The sequence below is a fragment of the Arcanobacterium wilhelmae genome, from assembly GCF_029632765.1.
GTDB lineage: Bacteria > Actinomycetota > Actinomycetes > Actinomycetales > Actinomycetaceae > Arcanobacterium > Arcanobacterium wilhelmae.
This window is the reverse complement of record NZ_CP121247.1, coordinates 1,875,383-1,891,104: the sequence shown is the minus strand read 5'-3', so window position 1 is coordinate 1,891,104 and position 15,722 is coordinate 1,875,383. Positions and strand designations below refer to the sequence as shown.

The 15,722-nt window shown below is 62.0% G+C and carries 13 protein-coding genes and 4 tRNA genes; 5 read left to right on the top strand and 12 right to left on the bottom strand.

The window, feature by feature from the left end:
- Positions 1 to 108 precede the first annotated feature (108 nt).
- A tRNA-Arg gene (locus P8A24_RS08305) sits at positions 109 to 181 on the bottom strand.
- A gap of 158 nt (positions 182 to 339) precedes the next feature.
- Between P8A24_RS08305 and P8A24_RS08300 the strand changes: the two genes are divergently transcribed.
- A complete protein-coding gene (locus P8A24_RS08300; protein WP_278058256.1) occupies positions 340 to 1,233 on the top strand; it encodes a DUF1684 domain-containing protein in 894 nt (297 codons plus the stop codon).
- A 73-nt stretch (positions 1,234 to 1,306) separates the two neighbouring features.
- Here P8A24_RS08300 and P8A24_RS08295 read toward each other — a convergent pair.
- The 7 genes from P8A24_RS08295 to serS form a co-directional block, all read right to left on the bottom strand.
- Positions 1,307 to 1,395, bottom strand: a tRNA-Ser gene (locus tag P8A24_RS08295).
- A 208-nt stretch (positions 1,396 to 1,603) separates the two neighbouring features.
- Positions 1,604 to 1,691: transfer RNA gene (locus tag P8A24_RS08290), tRNA-Ser, on the bottom strand.
- 101 nt (positions 1,692 to 1,792) lie between these two features.
- Positions 1,793 to 2,755 (bottom strand): carbohydrate ABC transporter permease, encoded by a 963-nt coding sequence (locus P8A24_RS08285; protein WP_278058254.1) that lies wholly within the window; start codon positions 2,753 to 2,755, stop codon positions 1,793 to 1,795.
- A gap of 1 nt (position 2,756) precedes the next feature.
- Complete coding sequence (locus P8A24_RS08280; protein ID WP_278058252.1) at positions 2,757 to 4,115, bottom strand: ABC transporter permease subunit; 1,359 nt, start codon at positions 4,113 to 4,115, stop codon at positions 2,757 to 2,759.
- A 108-nt stretch (positions 4,116 to 4,223) separates the two neighbouring features.
- Entirely contained in the window at positions 4,224 to 5,552 is a 1,329-nt protein-coding gene (locus P8A24_RS08275) for an ABC transporter substrate-binding protein (protein WP_278058250.1), read from the bottom strand.
- A gap of 117 nt (positions 5,553 to 5,669) precedes the next feature.
- A complete protein-coding gene (locus tag P8A24_RS08270; RefSeq protein WP_278058248.1) occupies positions 5,670 to 6,611 on the bottom strand; it encodes an HAD family hydrolase in 942 nt (313 codons plus the stop codon).
- Complete coding sequence (gene serS / locus P8A24_RS08265; RefSeq protein WP_278058245.1) at positions 6,611 to 7,888, bottom strand: serine--tRNA ligase; 1,278 nt, start codon at positions 7,886 to 7,888, stop codon at positions 6,611 to 6,613. Before serS ends, P8A24_RS08270 begins: the two co-directional genes overlap by 1 nt.
- A gap of 157 nt (positions 7,889 to 8,045) precedes the next feature.
- Here serS and P8A24_RS08260 point away from each other — a divergent pair, with 157 nt between their 5' ends.
- Complete coding sequence (locus tag P8A24_RS08260) at positions 8,046 to 9,209, top strand: diacylglycerol/lipid kinase family protein (protein WP_278058243.1); 1,164 nt, start codon at positions 8,046 to 8,048, stop codon at positions 9,207 to 9,209.
- Positions 9,210 to 9,299: 90 nt separating this feature from the next.
- Positions 9,300 to 11,603: a hypothetical protein gene (locus P8A24_RS08255; protein ID WP_278058240.1), complete on the top strand. Its 2,304-nt coding sequence runs from the start codon at positions 9,300 to 9,302 to the stop codon at positions 11,601 to 11,603.
- On the opposite strand, the gene P8A24_RS08250 is transcribed toward P8A24_RS08255, so the two are convergent.
- From P8A24_RS08250 to upp, 3 genes are all read right to left on the bottom strand, one after another.
- Entirely contained in the window at positions 11,597 to 12,397 is an 801-nt protein-coding gene (locus tag P8A24_RS08250; protein ID WP_278058238.1) for a glycosyltransferase family 2 protein, read from the bottom strand. The genes P8A24_RS08255 and P8A24_RS08250 overlap by 7 nt on opposite strands.
- A gap of 173 nt (positions 12,398 to 12,570) precedes the next feature.
- Complete coding sequence (locus P8A24_RS08245; protein WP_278058236.1) at positions 12,571 to 13,431, bottom strand: DUF5926 family protein; 861 nt, start codon at positions 13,429 to 13,431, stop codon at positions 12,571 to 12,573.
- A 292-nt stretch (positions 13,432 to 13,723) separates the two neighbouring features.
- A complete protein-coding gene (gene upp / locus P8A24_RS08240) occupies positions 13,724 to 14,362 on the bottom strand; it encodes a uracil phosphoribosyltransferase (protein WP_278058234.1) in 639 nt (212 codons plus the stop codon).
- Between the two features lie 53 nt (positions 14,363 to 14,415).
- Between upp and P8A24_RS08235 the strand changes: the two genes are divergently transcribed.
- Both P8A24_RS08235 and P8A24_RS08230 read left to right on the top strand, forming a co-directional pair.
- A complete protein-coding gene (locus P8A24_RS08235) occupies positions 14,416 to 14,871 on the top strand; it encodes a nucleoside deaminase (protein WP_278058232.1) in 456 nt (151 codons plus the stop codon).
- 73 nt (positions 14,872 to 14,944) lie between these two features.
- Positions 14,945 to 15,035, top strand: a tRNA-Ser gene (locus P8A24_RS08230).
- A 158-nt stretch (positions 15,036 to 15,193) separates the two neighbouring features.
- Here P8A24_RS08230 and P8A24_RS08225 read toward each other — a convergent pair.
- On the bottom strand, positions 15,194 to 15,688 hold the full coding sequence (locus P8A24_RS08225; RefSeq protein ID WP_278058230.1) for a hypothetical protein: 495 nt from the start codon (positions 15,686 to 15,688) through the stop codon (positions 15,194 to 15,196).
- Between the last annotated feature and the right edge of the window lie 34 nt (positions 15,689 to 15,722).

The window sequence follows — 15,722 nt, the reverse complement described above, 5'->3', positions numbered from 1 at the left end:
GACACGCTTTTGGCATTTAAGCCGACATGCCCTTGGGTTCTTTAGGTACTGAAAGTTGCCGGGCATGAAAAATGGCTCGGCGGGAAAATTCAACCACCGAGCCAAATGCGCGCCCGAAGGGATTCGAACCCCCAACCTTCTGATCCGTAGTCAGACGCTCTATCCGTTGAGCTACGGGCGCATGTTCTCAAAACGATCCGTTCTGCGAACAGATAAAAGCTTACGTCCGTCGCGGTGAAAATCCAAACTCGCAGAACGTGGCGTAGCGCTCATTTATCCGTTTGGTGATATGTGGGAGCGCATGGCGATGCGGACGCGTGGGCGGATAAGATAGGGGACATGACTGAGATGAATGTGGAGGAAACGCTTCGCGATCCTCGAGCCGAAAAATGGCAGAACTGGCACGATAAGCGCAATGAGGAGCTTGCCGAGGAGTTCGGGTGGCTCACGCTGATTTCTTACGAGTGGATTGATTGGGTTCCCACGCCGATCCGCGATTTCCCGGGCATGTACCAGGTGATGTCGGATGAGAGCGGCGATTTCCTGCGTGCAATGCTCACCGAGAAGGATTCAGTTTTCCGCGACGGCGAACCGGTGGTTGGCGAGGTCGATTTCCGTCTCGAGAACGAGGAGTCGGACATGAGCCTGCACACCACGTTGTGGCGTGCCGAGGTGATTCGCCGCTCGAACCGTTACGCGATCCGCGTGCGCCGCTCGGATTCGCCGGTGCGGACCCGTTTCGAGGGCGTTCCCAGCTGGACGTACACGGCCCGCGAGGTTTACCCGGCCACGATCACGCTGCTGGACGAGCCGGTGCGCGGCGAGCGCGCAACCGCCCGCAAGGATGTGCATAGCCCGTACGAGGTGACTGCTGATCTCGCGGTGGAGGTCGACGGCGAGGTTCGGCATTTCCAGTTGGAGGGCTCGCCGGAGGGCGGGTTCCACTTCACGTTCCATGATCCGACGAACGGTGAGGAGAGCGCGGATTGGCGTTTCGTGCCGGTGGAATCCCCGTGGATCGCAGGCAAGAAGCCGCTTTCGGAGCGCACAGCCGAGGTTGAGGTGGATTTCAACTATTCGATGAACTTCCCGGCAGCATTCACGCCGTGGGGTACCTGCCCGATGCCACTGCCGGGCAACGAGTGGCCACTGCCGGTGCGCGCGGGTGAGTTGCGCGTCGAGCAGATGACGTGGCGCCGAATGCAGGATCGCGCGAAGCGCGAAAAGGCGTGAGCATAGCCTTCGAGAGAATCTGAATATGGTAAGAACCCCGCTAAATCGTTGATTTAGCGGGGTTCTTACCGAGCGGAGATGGAGGGATTTGAACCCTCGAAGGGCTTTAAGACCCTTACACCCTTAGCAGGGGTGCGCGATCGACCACTCTGCCACATCTCCAGACCCACCCAGAATACCGGCATTCGTCCCAAAGCGCCAAACGAAAACTCGTTGAGTGGACGACGTCGTTGCAAGGCTCCATGAAATGCGAGAAAAATTGGTGGTACCGCTATGTGACCGTTTTTGTCGAATTTTTACTCGAAGTCGAGTGCGACGCCGGTAGCAGAAAGCGAATCCCGCTGGCGTCACATGCCAGCGGGATTATCCGCGGAGAGTGGGGGATTCGAACCCCCGATGCAGGATCACTACATAACGGTTTTCAAGACCGTCTCATTCGGCCGCTCTGACAACTCTCCTTCGCCGACGCCGGTGCGCACCACGCGCCCAACACCGACTTCCCCAGTGTAGAGGAAAACTGGCCCGGGTACGTAGCCAGCACACCGACGTCGGGAGGAAACTACTTCGTCGAGCCCTGCAGGAGAGCCGAAACGAAGTACTTCTGGCCCGCGAAAAAGACCACAAGCGGGATCACCATCGAGATGAATGCGCCTGCTGCGAGCAGATCAATATTCGCCGAGAATAGGCGCAACTGCTCGGCGAGCGCCACGGTGATCGGCTTGTCGTTCGGACCAGCAAAAATCAGCGCCACGAGCATATCGTTCCAGGACCACAGGAACTGGAAGATCGTCAGCGACGCCAACGCCGGCATACCCAGCGGCAACGCGATCTGGAAGAAAATACGCCACTCGGAGGCGCCGTCGAGCCGTGCCGCCTCGAACGTCTCCTCGGAAATCGCCCGGAAATAGTTGCGCATCAGGAAGATCGCGAACGGCAACCCGAACGCCGTATGGAACAAGATCACCGCCAGGCGCGTGCCGAAAATCCCGATCGCGCCGAACAGTTGCGCGAGCGGAATGAACGCCACCTGCAACGGCACCGCCATCAGCGCCACGATCATCACGAGCACGGCCGTGCGGCCCGGGAACTCGATCCACGCCAGCGCGTATCCGGCCATCGCGCCGAGCAACACCACGAGCAGAGTGGACGGCACCACGATCAGAACCGTGTTGATCAGCGACTGCACCATCGACTGCGAGCCAAGGATCGACTGATAGTTCTCCCACGTGAACTGCGCAGGCTTGGCGAAAATGTTCCACCAGCCTGTTTGCGCGTTATCCTGCGGCGAGCGCACGGACTGGAAGAACAGGCCAACCGTAGGCAGTAGCCACATCGCGCCCACGAGCAGCAAAATCACGTTTACCACCGAGTGCGATAGCGCCCGCTGGATCCGGTACCCGAGCGACGGCTTTTTCGCGGGCTGGGCTGGCGCGGTCGGCGTCGGCTGCGCGGGCGACGCCGTGGGCTGGGCTGGTGGCGCCAAGTGCTTTCCCGACGCCGGTGCGTACGTTTCGTTCCCCATCTCAGTTCCCCTTCCTGAAGTTGCGCACCTGCCACAGCATGAACGGCAACACCATGAGCAGCAGGAGCACGGCGAGCGCCGAGCCGAGCCCGTAAGAGTAGTTGCCGAAGTGCTTCCACATTTCCACCGCCACCACGGTGCCGGCTTCCTTGGATTGGCCGGGCGGGATCACGTAGACAAGGTCGAAGATTTTGAGAACGTTGATTGTGAGGGTCACGAGCACAACCGTGACCGTTGGCATGAGCTGCGGCACCGTGACGTGCCGGAACACTTGCCACTCGTTCGCGCCGTCAACACGGGCAGCTTCCTGGAGCGAGCGGTCGGTGGCAGACAGGCCCGCGCCGATCATCACCATCGCAAAACCGGCCCAAATCCACACGAACGCGATGATCATCACGGGCGTGATCAGCGACGTTCCGAGCCAATTGAAGCCGGTTGGCCCCTTCGCGAAATTCGTTGCTGGCAGCGTGATGCGGTATTCGCCGCTTGCGGGCGGAGTGATCGTGAACGTGCCGTCGTCGGCGGTGGCGGTGGAGGCTGCAACCTGGCCGTCTGCGGACACAAGGCTCACTTCCATGCCGCCCAAGCCGATTTCATTCGCATCAATCACGCCGGATTCGCCGCCGCCTCCGCGGGCGAAATCCAGCCACACGGTTCCGGTGATCGCGCCGGCGTCGGTGGCGGGCTGGGCGGCGGGCGGGGCATCTTTCGGCTGGTCTGCCGGCTTAACGCCCACAAGTGGGATGAGCACAGGCTCGCCGGCACGCACCGTGCTGGTGGTCATCGCGCCGTCGTCGGCCACGGAAATCGCCTCCGGATCGCGCGGGCGGGCGCCCGGATAGTGCGACGAATCCCCGAAAATCGACTGCACCGCGACGATCGTTGCGTTCGCCGTGCCAATCTCGGGGTTCTGCTGGAAGATCGAACGGAAAATAATGCCGGCCGCGAGCATCGAGATCGCCATCGGCATGAAAATGATCAGGCGGAATGCCGTTTTCCAGCGGATCTTGTCCATCAGCACCGCGAAAATCAGGCCGAGAACCGTGGTGATCAGCGGCGCGGCCAGCACCCAAATCAGGTTGTTTTGGATCGCGCGCTGCGTGGCCGACGCCGAAAACATCGTGGCATAGTTTGCCAGGCCAACGAAGTTTCCTGAATCGTCAAACAGCGAGCGGAACACCGAATACACGGCCGGATAGATCACGAGCACCACCAGCAGGAGGGCTGCTGGGAGCAGGAACCTCGCGATATTGGCCGGGATTGAGGAGTCGCCGCTGCGCGCATTGCGCCGTTGCGGCGCCAGCGTCGCCCCAGCTGCCGACGCCGGTGAGTGAGTTTCGCCCTGGGTGTGGGCTGTCATGTTGTCACTTCCTTGTGAAATATGAAAATGGGCGGGGAGGGGCGAGTGGCCCCTCCCCGCGTTCGAGTTGGTGGCGGGACGGCCACGAAGGCCGCCCACGCTCAGGCGTTACTTGTATGCTTCCGTGGCTGCCTTCTCAAGAGCAGCCATCGTGCCCTCAACATCAGCCGGCTTCTGGTAGAAATCGATGAAGATCTGCCACATGCCCTGGCCCTCAGTACCGCCAAACGCGGACGGAACCAGATCGGACATGTCGAACTTGAACACTTCCGCGTTCACCAGCTCGTCGGCGATCTGACGGGAGATCTCATCCGGGTACAGGTTCATATCAGCATTCTTGTTCGGCGAAGTGAAGCCGCCCAGCGCGATCCACGTGTTCGCGGCCTCCGGCGATGCGAGGTACTTCATGAGTGCCTGCGTGCCCTTGTTCTCGTCGAATGCCACGGCCACGTTGCCAGCGCCCATCACCGACGGCTTCGAGCCGTTGATCGACGGCCACGGGTACAGCTTCGCGTCCGTGCCCACCTTCGACTTCGTCTGTGAGGTAATGTTGCCCGCCACGAAATCGCCCTCGTACACGGTGGCAGCTGCCGGCTTCTCACCGAACACCGCCGTCACCGAATCCGGGAACGTGCGCTGAGCACCACCGGGCTGGATGAGCGCCGAATCGCCCCACAGCTTCGAGAGCACATCCAGTGCCTCCTTCACCGACGGGTCCGTCCACGGGATCTTATGCTCGGTGAGCTGGTCGTACTTCTCAGGGCCAGCGGTGCGCAGGTAGACGTTCTCGAACCAGTCCGTTAGCGGCCAGCCGACGTCGGCGCCGATCGAAATGCCGGCGTAGCCCGAATCGGAGAGGGTCTTGAGCGTCTTTGTGAAGTCTTCCCAGGTGGCGGGCGCGGTAGCGCCGGCCTCCTCGTAAAGCTTCGTGTTGTACCAGATCGTGGACTTGTTCGCGGCCTTGAACCACACGCCGTAGTTCTTGCCGTCCACCGTGGACAGATCCGCCCAAGTCTGGGCGTAATTCTTTGCGACGGCGTCGCTAACCTCCGCGGACAGAGGCTTGATCGAGCCCTTCGCCGCGAGCTGCTTGAGCAGGCCCGGCTGCGGAATTAGCGCCACGCTCGGCGGCTTCCCGCCCTCGATCTGTGTGCCGAGCGCCGTGGCAACGTTGTTGCCTAGCGACGTGTAGGTGACCTTCGCGCCCGTGGCCTTCGCGAAGCCGTCGAGAACTTTCTGGAAGTTCTCCTGCTCCGCGCCCGACCAATCCGACGCCACCGAAATCGTTTCACCCGTCAGATCCGGGTAGTCACCCTTCACCTCGGTTGCCGGTGCTCCACTCGCGCTTGACGACGTGGTGTTCGGAGCGGTTCCGCCACATGCGGCGAGAAGTGCAGTTGTCGCCACGAGGGCGGCGAGCGATGTTGCTCGTTTCATTAGGGCTACCTCCTTGTAGACTCCCTTGGAATGTAACACACAACACTCGCCCATGGGGGACGTTTGTCCCACAGCGAAAGATCGGGTCCGACGTCGGGGCGCGAGTTGCGCCGAAGGCTACAGGAGCTGCTCGAGAACCAGAGCGACGCCGTCGTCGTCAACCGACTCGCCCACAGTGTTCGCATGCGAACGCACGTAATCCGAGGAATTCCCCATCGCGACGCCGAGGCCACCCCACTCGAGCATCTCGCAGTCGTTGCCCGAATCGCCCATCGTGAGCGTGTGAGCACGCGGAATGCCAAGCGCCTTGCGTACGTCCTCCAAGCCGGAGGCCTTCGAGACCCCCGCAGGCGTAATGTCCATCCACGCCGACCAGCCCACCGCATACTCAACGCCGGAAATCCCCAGCTTTTCAACGCGATCGAGCAACTCGCCCGCGCTCATCTGCGGAACGCGCACCGTGAGCCGGCTCGTGATCGGATTCGCAAGCAGATCCTCGATTGACGTAACCTGCGTGACCCCCGCAAGCTCGCCGTCGGGGAACTCTTCCGTGAGGCGGATCGGGCCGCCCACAGTTTCTAACGCGATGATCGCGCCCGGCACGTTCTGGGAAATCAGACGCATCTCCTTCGACGCATCAAACGTGTGAGTGCGCCAAAAATGCATCGGCGTGCTCGCCAGGCGGTACTGCGCCGGAACCGGCTCGAGGCCCGAGACGTCCAGCCCGCCCAGTGCACCGGCGTCGTCGCCCACCGCCGTCACCACAGAACCGTTGGAAAGCACCGCAAACCCGCGGTCCATGCCGAGCGGCTCCATCACGATGTCTGCAGCACCAATCGAACGGCCGGTGGCCACCATAATGTGGGTGCCGGCGTCCAGATGCGCGCGGATCGCCTGAGCAACGCGCGGTGAGAGCGTGGTGTCGTGGTGGATGATCGTGCCATCAATATCGAGCGCAACCATCAGCGGCGGGCCTGCCTTCGGCAGCCCCGCCGCCTCCAGCGCCTCGCGCCACGGCGTGGTGGGGAGCGGCCCCACCGGTTCCCGGCGGCCGCCCACTAAGCGCGCCCGACCGGCTCGATCACCTCGCGGCCGCCCATGTACGGGCGCAGCGCCTTCGGGATCACGAACGTGCCATCAGCCTGCTGATGATTCTCAAACAAGGCCACAAGCCAACGCGTGGTAGCAAGCGTGCCGTTGAGCGTTGCCACCGGCGCGTTCTTGCCTTCCACCTTCTGGCGGATGTTCAGGCGGCGCGCCTGGAATGTGGTGCAGTTCGAGGTTGAGGTGACCTCCATGAAACGATTCTGGGTGGGTAGCCACGCCTCGCAGTCGAACTTCTTCGCAGCGGAGGAGCCCAGATCGCCCGCCGCCGTGTTGATCACGCGGTACGGGAGTTCCACCTTCGCCAGCATCTCCTCTTCCCAACCCAGGAAACGCTCGTGCTCCTGGGCCGCATCAGCCGGATCGATGAACGAGAACATCTCCACCTTGTTGAACTGGTGAACGCGGATGATTCCGCGCGTATCGCGCCCATACGAGCCAGCCTCGCGGCGGTAGCACGACGACCAGCCGATGTAGCGCAACGGGCCGCCGGACAGATCGATAATCTCGTCCTTGTGATAGCCAGCGAGTGCCACCTCCGAGGTGCCCGTGAGGTACAGATCATCTGCGGGCAGGTAGTAAATCTCGTCAGAGTGCGCACCAAGGAACCCGGTGCCGGCCATGATCTCGGGCTTGACCAGCGTGGGGGTGGTGAGCATCGTGAATCCGGCGGCCTGTGCCTGATCGGCAGCCATGGTCAGCAACGCCAACTCGAGGCGGGCACCCATGCCCTTGAGGTAGTAGAAACGCGAGCCGCCGACCTTCGTGCCGCGCTCCATATCGAGGGCATCGATACCCTCGGCAACGTCCAGGTGATCCTTCGGCTCAAAACCTTCGGCCGCGAAATCGCGGATCTCGCCTACGTGCTTGACCACTTCATAATCGTCTTCCCCACCCTCGGGCACGTTCGCCTCAACGAGGTTCGGGATGGCGTACATTGCGGCGGAGAAATCGGCGTCGGCCTGGTTAGCCGCCGCCTCGAGTTCCTTCACCTTTGCGGAAAGCTCCTTCGCCTGGGCGAGGATCGCGGGGCGCTCCTCCGGCGACGCCTTACCCACCGACTTCGAGACGAGCTTTTGCTCCGCGCGTGCCTCCTCAAACGAGGCGAGGGCAGAGCGGCGGGCCTCATCGGCCGCAATAGCCGCGTCCACAACTTCTTCGCTCGCCTGGCGGCGACGCTGGGACTCGCGGACGATTTCAGGATTTTCGCGCAGGATTCGAATGTCGATCATAGGTATAAGAATAGGCGCTTTGTGGAGCGTTCGCCTACCCGCGCCGAGGGGCGGAAAGTTGCACCCGTGGATTTGCTCGAGCACCGGCGTCGGCGGCGCGGGCAGGTACTACCGCAGAACGTGACCGTTTGCCGCGTGCGGCGGTACCCTTGGAGGTATGACCTGGAGCATGTTAGTGGCGCTTATTGCGCTGGGAGTTGCAGTGTTCGCGCTTCTCACCGCGTGGAAAAATCAGGCCGCGCTGGCCGCATACAAGAAGCGGCTTTCGCGCGGGCAACACACGCCGGCGGCGCGCGCCGCCGCGGAGAACGACGGCCCTCCCGTCGTGGTCTATAACCCCACGAAAAAGGCGGATTTTGACTACCTGAAGCAGACTCTTTCGCGGGTCGCGGCGGATGCGTCGCTACCTGAGCCGGTGTGGCTCGCGACGACGGCGGAGGATACTGGCACGGGCCAGACGAAGCAGGCAATCGAGATGGGTGCCTCCGTGGTGATCGCTGCCGGCGGAGACGGTACGGTCACCGAAGTGGGTGCGGCTCTCGCGGGCAGTGGCGTGCCGATGGGGCTGCTTCCGGTTGGTACCGGAAATCTGCTGGCTCGTAACTTGAATCTTCCGCTCGATTCGGAGCGCGATATGGCTGTGATCGCATTGACGGGCCGCGATCGCGCACTCGATCTGGGGCATATGATCGTGCCGGAGCAGGATGCGGACGCAGCGGAGCTCGCGGCGGCGTTGAAGCGCGACCATACGAGTGCGGAGCTGGCCAAGCCGGGCGATTACCCGTTCCTCGTGATCGCGGGTGTGGGCTTCGATGCGGAGATTATGGGCGGTACGTCTTCCCAGCTCAAGGAGCAGATTGGCTGGTTGGCGTACGTGCGTGCGGCGATCCCTGCGGCGTTCGCGAAGCGCATGCACCTGACGTTGCGTGTGGGTTCTGGCGCGGCCGACGAGACCGCAGTGGTAGAAACCGATGCGCGTTCCGTGATGTTCCTGAACTGCGGCGAGATTACGGGCGGGCTTGTGCTCGATCCGGATGCGAAGCCCGACGACGGCTGGCTTGAACTCGCCGTCCTTGATACTCGCGGCGGTATTTTCGGCTGGGCTGCGCTGGCGAGCAAACTGGGCACGGGTATGCGTGCGCCGAAGAACAAGAGTTTGTCTGGGCAGATCGGCTCGATGGACATGCATCGCATTCGCGAAGTTTCCGTTGAGACGCGCACGTTCCAGCAGATCCAGGCCGACGGCGATGCTTACGGCTACGCTCGTAGCGTGTGTGCTCGGATCGACCCGGCTGTGTTGCGGGTTCGCGTAGGGAACTGAGTCCGTTTTCGGGGCCCGACGTCGGGAGAATTCTGCGGGCGCGAAAAGTGATCGCGAAATTTTGTCGTAGGCGGGGTATAGGTTGGTGGCATGAGGGTTCGAGCGAGTAAAAGCGCGGCGATCGCTGTGGCGGTGGCCGTGCTTTTCGTGCTCGTTTCCGTTTTCGCTTTACCTGCGTGGAAAACCGCGTTCGACGCCGAACGGCGGGATTTTGGTGGCCGTGGGCAGCTCCTAGTGGTCGGGATTCCGGGGCTGCGCTGGGATCAAGTGGATGATCGGGTGACGCCGGAAATTGAAAGCTTTACGCGCTGGGGTGTGAATGCGAATCTCAGTGTGGTCACGCGTGGAGAAACAGCGTGCCCGGATGCCGGGTGGCTCACATTGAATGCTGGAACGATCGCGCAGGCGCCTGCGTGCGGAGCCGGAGCGGGGGCATTGTCGAGCAAAGCGGGGGAGCAGGGGCTGAGTCGTGATCAGTGGGCCTCCCTGGTGGAAGTGAATGTGGCGAACCCGTTTGAGCCGGAATTTGGAGTGTTGGCACAGGCGCTTCGTGGGAAGAAAGTGGTCTCAATCGGGCGCGGGGGAGCGATTGCTTCTGCGGATGAGCATGGCGTTCCCGCGGGTGCACACTATGAATTGTCGGGGCGAACGGCCGCGCAGGTGTACGAGGCTGAAGGCCTCGAACATGCTGATGTTGTGTTCGCGGATCTGGGGCCGATCGGGTACCCGTCGTCGGATTCGAGTGGCGGTTTCGCTTCGAAGCTTCGTGTGGTGTTCGGTGGAGGTGAGAGCGAGAGCGTTGATCAGGCGCGTCTTCGCGCAGTCGACCGCGCATTCGGTGAACTAGTTAAAGCCGCTGGGGATGCGCGTGTGATGCTCATTGCGCTGGGCGATACCGGTTCGCGGGCGCGGCTCCACGTGTTTTCCTATGGGCCGGAAAGTTTAGTGCTTCCCGATCCGGCAGGCGGCTCGAGGGATGCTGGAGTCGCCCAACTGGCAAAGAGGTGGGGTGGCAGCGAGGCTGCAACTGCGGGTTCAGGCGAGTATGCGAGCTCGTGGTCAACCCGCAAGCACGGATTGATCCAGCTGACCGACGTTGTTCCCACGATCCTGAGTGCTGTGGGTGTCAAGGCGCCGAATGGAGCGCGTCAGATCGGTTCCGAGGTGTGGAGCTCGCTGGCGGAATCTCCCAATACGGCGTCCCGACTTGAAGACGCGGAAAAACACGGAGCAGTGACTCGCTCGGTCGTCGGTGTGTTCTACACGTTATGGGGTATCAGCGCGCTTGGAGCGTTTGCTTTGTTATGGCGGTGGCGGAAGAAACACGCGAAGGCCATGCGTATGCCACGCTGGCTCGTGCAGGTTTTGCTCAGCGTCGCATCGCTTCCCGTGGCATCGTTCTTGATCAATTTGGTGGCCTGGTGGAACTCCTCTGTTCCGGTTGTGGGCTTCGTCGTGGGTGTGGTTGTAATTGCGGGCGTGATCGGCGTCGGCGCGGAGGTTGTCGGCGTGATTTCTGGTCGGCTGATAGATGCCGCCAGCCAGGAACCGGCCGGTGTTGAGCCGGCGGTGGTTCGCTCTGTCAGCCCAGTGAGCCGGAACGGAGCTACCAGTGCGGCGGTGGTTGCGTTTGTGACGGCTTGTGTGATCGGATTGGACGCAATCTACGGATCCGCCTTGCATTCGCCGTCGGTGCTCGGTGATCAGCCACAGTCGGGCGGCCGATTCTACGGGTTGTCGAATGCGCCATTCACCGTGTTTGCGGTATCAATGCTGGTGCTCGCAGCAGCGGGGGCATATGTGATACTTGCAGTGAAGTGGCGTGGCGTTGCTGTTGGTGGAATCGTTGCACTCGGTGTGGCTTCCGTGGTGATCGACGGCTCGTCGGACATCGGCGCTGATTTTGGCGGAGTTCCGGCACTCGTCGTGGCATTCTCGCTTTTCGCGCTGATGGTTGCGGGCAAGGCGCTGCGCGTGCGGAACGTGATCGCTATGCTGGCGGTAGCTACGGGAGTCACCGTCGTTGCAGCGTTCATCGATTGGCTTCGGCCTGCGCAATCGCGCACACACCTCGGGAAATTCTTTGACGCCGTCGTACATGGGGATGCCTGGCAGATCGTGGTGAGGAAACTCGGGTTCCTACTCGGCTCCGTGCCGGTAATCGTGTGGGTGCTGATCCTCGCGCTCGTTTTCGGTGCCGCGTGGTTTGGGTGGCGCCAGGCGCGAAGCGGCTGGCGCCTGGATATCGCCAGCCTGAATCCATTCGGCCAGGCGGCGATCGCGATCTGCGCCCTTGCGATCGTCGGATTCGCGCTCAACGATTCCGGCCTCGTGCTTCCCATGGCCGCGATCTTCGTTGGCGTTCCGCTCATCTGCGTAAGTATCAATCAGTAACGCCCAAAGGCGTTATACGGCGCCAAATCCTCGCCCTTCGGGCCGCGTACATCAGCCGGCACACGCATCCGCTTCGCCTTGCGCGCGGCAACCGCGCGCAGCACATCCTTATACTGCGAGGCACGGTGCAACTGCCCCGAAAGATCATTCGCCGTTGCCCGATGCCGCAAGTTGCACGGCACCTCCTGAACAGTAAAACCGGCCACAAGCAGGTCGATCGTCATGCCAACCTCAACGCCCCAACCGTGAGCCAGCGGGCGCACAGCCTCAAACGCATCACGCGTAATACACCGCTGTCCCGAAAGCGGAGCCAACGGAACCCAGCCCGTCGCGTTCTCGATCGCCTTGCGCCCGGCACCAGTGACAAAACCATGGCCACCCGCACCCTCCTGCGGAGGTAAATAGGCGATCGTACAATCCACCGAACCGTGCAAAACAGGATCAATCAGCGGGGCTGTTTCAATTGCGGAATCACCCAAATCGGCGTCGATAAACAGAAGCGCCCGCGGAACCTGCCCATCGGCGTCGCGCATCGCAACCACCGACGCGCCCGTCTCCATCGCGGCAGCCTTCCCGCGGTTCACGCTGTGCCGGATTGCAGAGGCGCCAGCCGCGCGAGCCACACCCTGAGTATCGTCGCTCGAGCCGTCGTCAACCACAATCACCATATCCACCCCAGGGATCGCGCGAGCCGCACGAACCGTTGCGCCGATACGCTCTGCCTCGTCCTTCGCCGGAATAATCACAGCCACATGGATCGGGGCCTCGCGCCCCTCAGATTCAACGTCGCTCACGGTACCTCCCAGTCGTTCACCCTGGCCATTCTATCCGCTCCACCGTCGCAGCCTTGCAATTCGTGGAGCAAACCGTGTCCACCCTCAGCGTATCTATAGGCCAATCTATACAGAATGCAAACCGACGCCGGCACGCAAAAAGCGCACCGGCGTCGGCGGAAAACTCCCAAAAATCAGCGCAACGTGAGCTGACGCGAAACGATACCGTTACGAGCTCGGCGCTCCTCCGGCGTCAACGCCGTATCCTCAGCGAGCGCAGCCTCAAGCTTCGGAGCAAACTCGCCCAGCGGGCCCACGAGCTCCTCAGCCTCCGTACCAGCCTCCAACTCCCACACAGGGATCAACATGCCCGACGTGCGGAACGCACCCTTGAATACGGCGCCGTCGAAGTTCAGCTCACGCTTGGCTTGCAGGCGAGCAAGCGCGTCGAGCATCTCGGCCTCCGCCTCAGGGCGCACCCAACGCACAAACTCGCGCTGCATGCGGCACCAGAAGGCACCCTCGAAGCCCTCAACCTCAACGGTCGGAACCATCTGGCCGGCGGTCTCTTCAACAGCAGCCTTCACGTCCGGTTTGGCAAGCTCATCCTCCGAAACCCAGAAAGCGAAGTTCGAGTACGCCGTAAACTCCGGCTCGAAGCTCAGATCCAGAACGTCAGCCAGGCGCTCGCCGTCCGCATCCGGAAGCTCGGAAGCGGCGGCGGTCTCGCCAGCCTCCAGCTCGAGAGCGGCCAGCAGGCGATCAGCAATATCGAGCGAGGCGTCGCCCGAATTCATCACCGTCTGAGCAGCAGCCATCGCCACGCCATCCTCGCGGCGCGCCGCCGACGCCATGCCCGGCAGCACCGACACAATCAGTGCATCTTCGCCGCCATGCGCCTCATTCAGCTTCACGCGCAGGGTGGCCGCCGGCACGATCTCGCGCATCGCCACAAGGCGCGCCTCGAAATCGAGCCCCTTAAACGGGCGATCCACAAACTGTACGCGCTTCTTCTTCGGCGCCTTCTCGCGCTCGCGACGGCTCTTCTTGCCCATGATTCTCCTTTTTGCCGGCGGAAGCCCGCCGTCGTTACGTTTTTCGTTCCCGACGCCGGTGCGCCAGTTTTCGCTTACCAAGACTAGCAAAAGTGCGGACGCAAGGCCGCTCCCGCGCGGTATGGGAGCGAGGCGAGATCCGGTGAGTGTCATTTCGGGGGCGTTTTCGGTCACTCTTGCCATATATGGCGAGGTGGCGCGTGAGGTCCCCCGAAATGAACGCGCTGCGCGGTGAACACAAAGCGACGCCGGTACGCGAGATGCGCACCGGCGTCGGGAAAGTAGTGAGGGATCAGTCAACCACGCCGTACAGGCGGTCGCCCGCATCGCCCAGGCCCGGCACGATGTAGCCGTGCTCGTTGAGCTTCTCGTCCACAGCGGCAAGCACGATGCGCACATCTGCACGATCGGCCAGGTGCTCCTCGAGGGCCTTCAGGCCCTCCGGAGCGGCCAGGATGCAGATCGCCGTAACATCGCGAGCGCCGCGCTCGAGCAGATAATCGATCGCCGCGATCAGCGTGTGGCCGGTAGCCAGCATCGGATCGAGCACGAAGCATTGGCGGCCCGACAGATCATCTGGCAGGCGGTTCGCGTACGTGACGGCCTCGTAGGTGGTCTCATCGCGCTTCATCCCCAAGAAGCCAACCTCGGCCGTGGGCATCAGGCGGGTCATGCCCTCGAGCATGCCCAGACCCGCACGCAGGATCGGCACCACAATCGGGCCGGGCGTCGCGAGAGCAGAGCCGGTCATGTGAGCAACCGGGGTATCGATCTCAACGGGCTCCACCAGCACGTCGCGAGTGGATTCGTACGACAGCAACATGATGATCTCTTCCACGATCTGGCGGAAGATCGGGGACGGCGTTTCCTTATCGCGCAACACCGTGAGCTTGTGCGAAACAAGCGGGTGCTCAATGACGTTAATCTCCATGCTTTAAATCTACCGCGTGCGCAGGGGGAGAGCCCTTCAATACGATGGGCAATATGTATGAGATTGAGCGCGTTTGGATGGGCGAGGCTTTCGAGCTGGCGCGGCGTGCTGGCGACGCCGGTGATGTGCCTGTTGGTGCTGTGGTTATTTCGCCTTCTGGCGAGGTGGTGGGCCGCGGTTACAACACCCGTGAGCGCGACGCCGACCCTGCCGGTCATGCTGAGATCAACGCGATGCGTGAGGCGGCTGGCGTGCTCGGTGGGTGGAACTTGAGTGGGTGCACGCTGGTGGTGTCGCTCGAGCCGTGCACGATGTGCGCGGGTGCGATTGTGAATGCACGGGTATCGCGCGTGGTGTTTGGTGCGTGGGACGAGAAGGCTGGGGCTGCTGGCTCGGTGCGTGATGTCTTGCGTGATGCACGACTTGGTGCTCCCATCGAGGTGATCGGTGGGCTTGAGCAAGAGACGGCGGCGCGCCAGCTTGGCGAGTGGTTTGAGCGTTTGCGATAGTTGTTGGACGTGGCGTGGGTAACAGGAGCATATTTTGCCTGTTCACCCAAATGCACGTACTATTGGTTGCCGAGGTGACGTGTCCGAGCGGCCGAAGGTGCAGCACTCGAAATGCTGTGTACGGTAACCCCGTACCGTGGGTTCAAATCCCACCGTCACCGCCACCAGATTTCCCCGGTATTCCGCCAAAAAGTGGATACCGGGGAAATCGCTTTTAGGGCCGCGCTTAACCAAGCGCGTACCAACGAATAAGAGGTGGAAGCAGGATGCCTGCTTCCACCTCTTGGTATTCAAACTCGGGTGAGCTACCCGGTGAATAGAATCACTTGGCCGGTGCGGCCGACGGATCCGGAACGGAGGTGCCGGTCACTTCCTGGACTTCGCCCTTCATCTTCTCTGCGATCTTTTCAAGATCGGCCTTCTCGCCCTTGACGTTCCAGTTGTCGCCGACGAGGAAGTACATCTTCTCGCCCTTGGGGGTGTCGGCTTCGGCGATGTGGATGTCGGCGGTGTTTCCGCCGCGGTTCGCGGTCACAGTAAGGATGTCCATGCCGTTGCAGGTGGCCTTGTTGTAGCCGATCTCGGCTTCGGTTTCCTTGCCAGCCTCGTCTTTGCTCTTCATCTTGTCGGAGTAGGCGTCGCATGTGTAGCCGGCGTCGACGACGGCCTTGTGGAGCTCTTCGACCGAGTTGTAGGTGCCGTCGAGCTTGACGGCCTCGTCGGTGGCGGCTGCGGAGCTCGACGACGACGTCGGGGTGGCAGAGCAGCCTGCGAGTGCGAGGAGCGACACGGCTGCCGCTGCAAAAATCTTCTTCATTTTGTGAACACTTCTTTTCAGTAGTTGGACTTGT

Bases quoted from the DNA above. Each gene is read 5' to 3' on its own strand.
- P8A24_RS08300 (WP_278058256.1), top strand. From the start codon at position 340: ATGACTGAGATGAATGTGGAGGAAACGCTTCGCGATCCTCGAGCCGAA.
- P8A24_RS08285 (WP_278058254.1), bottom strand. From the start codon at position 2,755: ATGGGGAACGAAACGTACGCACCGGCGTCGGGAAAGCACTTGGCGCCA.
- P8A24_RS08280 (WP_278058252.1), bottom strand. From the start codon at position 4,115: ATGACAGCCCACACCCAGGGCGAAACTCACTCACCGGCGTCGGCAGCT.
- P8A24_RS08275 (WP_278058250.1), bottom strand. From the start codon at position 5,552: ATGAAACGAGCAACATCGCTCGCCGCCCTCGTGGCGACAACTGCACTT.
- serS (WP_278058245.1), bottom strand. From the start codon at position 7,888: ATGATCGACATTCGAATCCTGCGCGAAAATCCTGAAATCGTCCGCGAG.
- P8A24_RS08260 (WP_278058243.1), top strand. From the start codon at position 8,046: ATGACCTGGAGCATGTTAGTGGCGCTTATTGCGCTGGGAGTTGCAGTG.
- P8A24_RS08255 (WP_278058240.1), top strand. From the start codon at position 9,300: ATGAGGGTTCGAGCGAGTAAAAGCGCGGCGATCGCTGTGGCGGTGGCC.
- P8A24_RS08245 (WP_278058236.1), bottom strand. From the start codon at position 13,431: ATGGGCAAGAAGAGCCGTCGCGAGCGCGAGAAGGCGCCGAAGAAGAAG.
- upp (WP_278058234.1), bottom strand. From the start codon at position 14,362: ATGGAGATTAACGTCATTGAGCACCCGCTTGTTTCGCACAAGCTCACG.
- P8A24_RS08235 (WP_278058232.1), top strand. From the start codon at position 14,416: ATGTATGAGATTGAGCGCGTTTGGATGGGCGAGGCTTTCGAGCTGGCG.
- P8A24_RS08225 (WP_278058230.1), bottom strand. From the start codon at position 15,688: ATGAAGAAGATTTTTGCAGCGGCAGCCGTGTCGCTCCTCGCACTCGCA.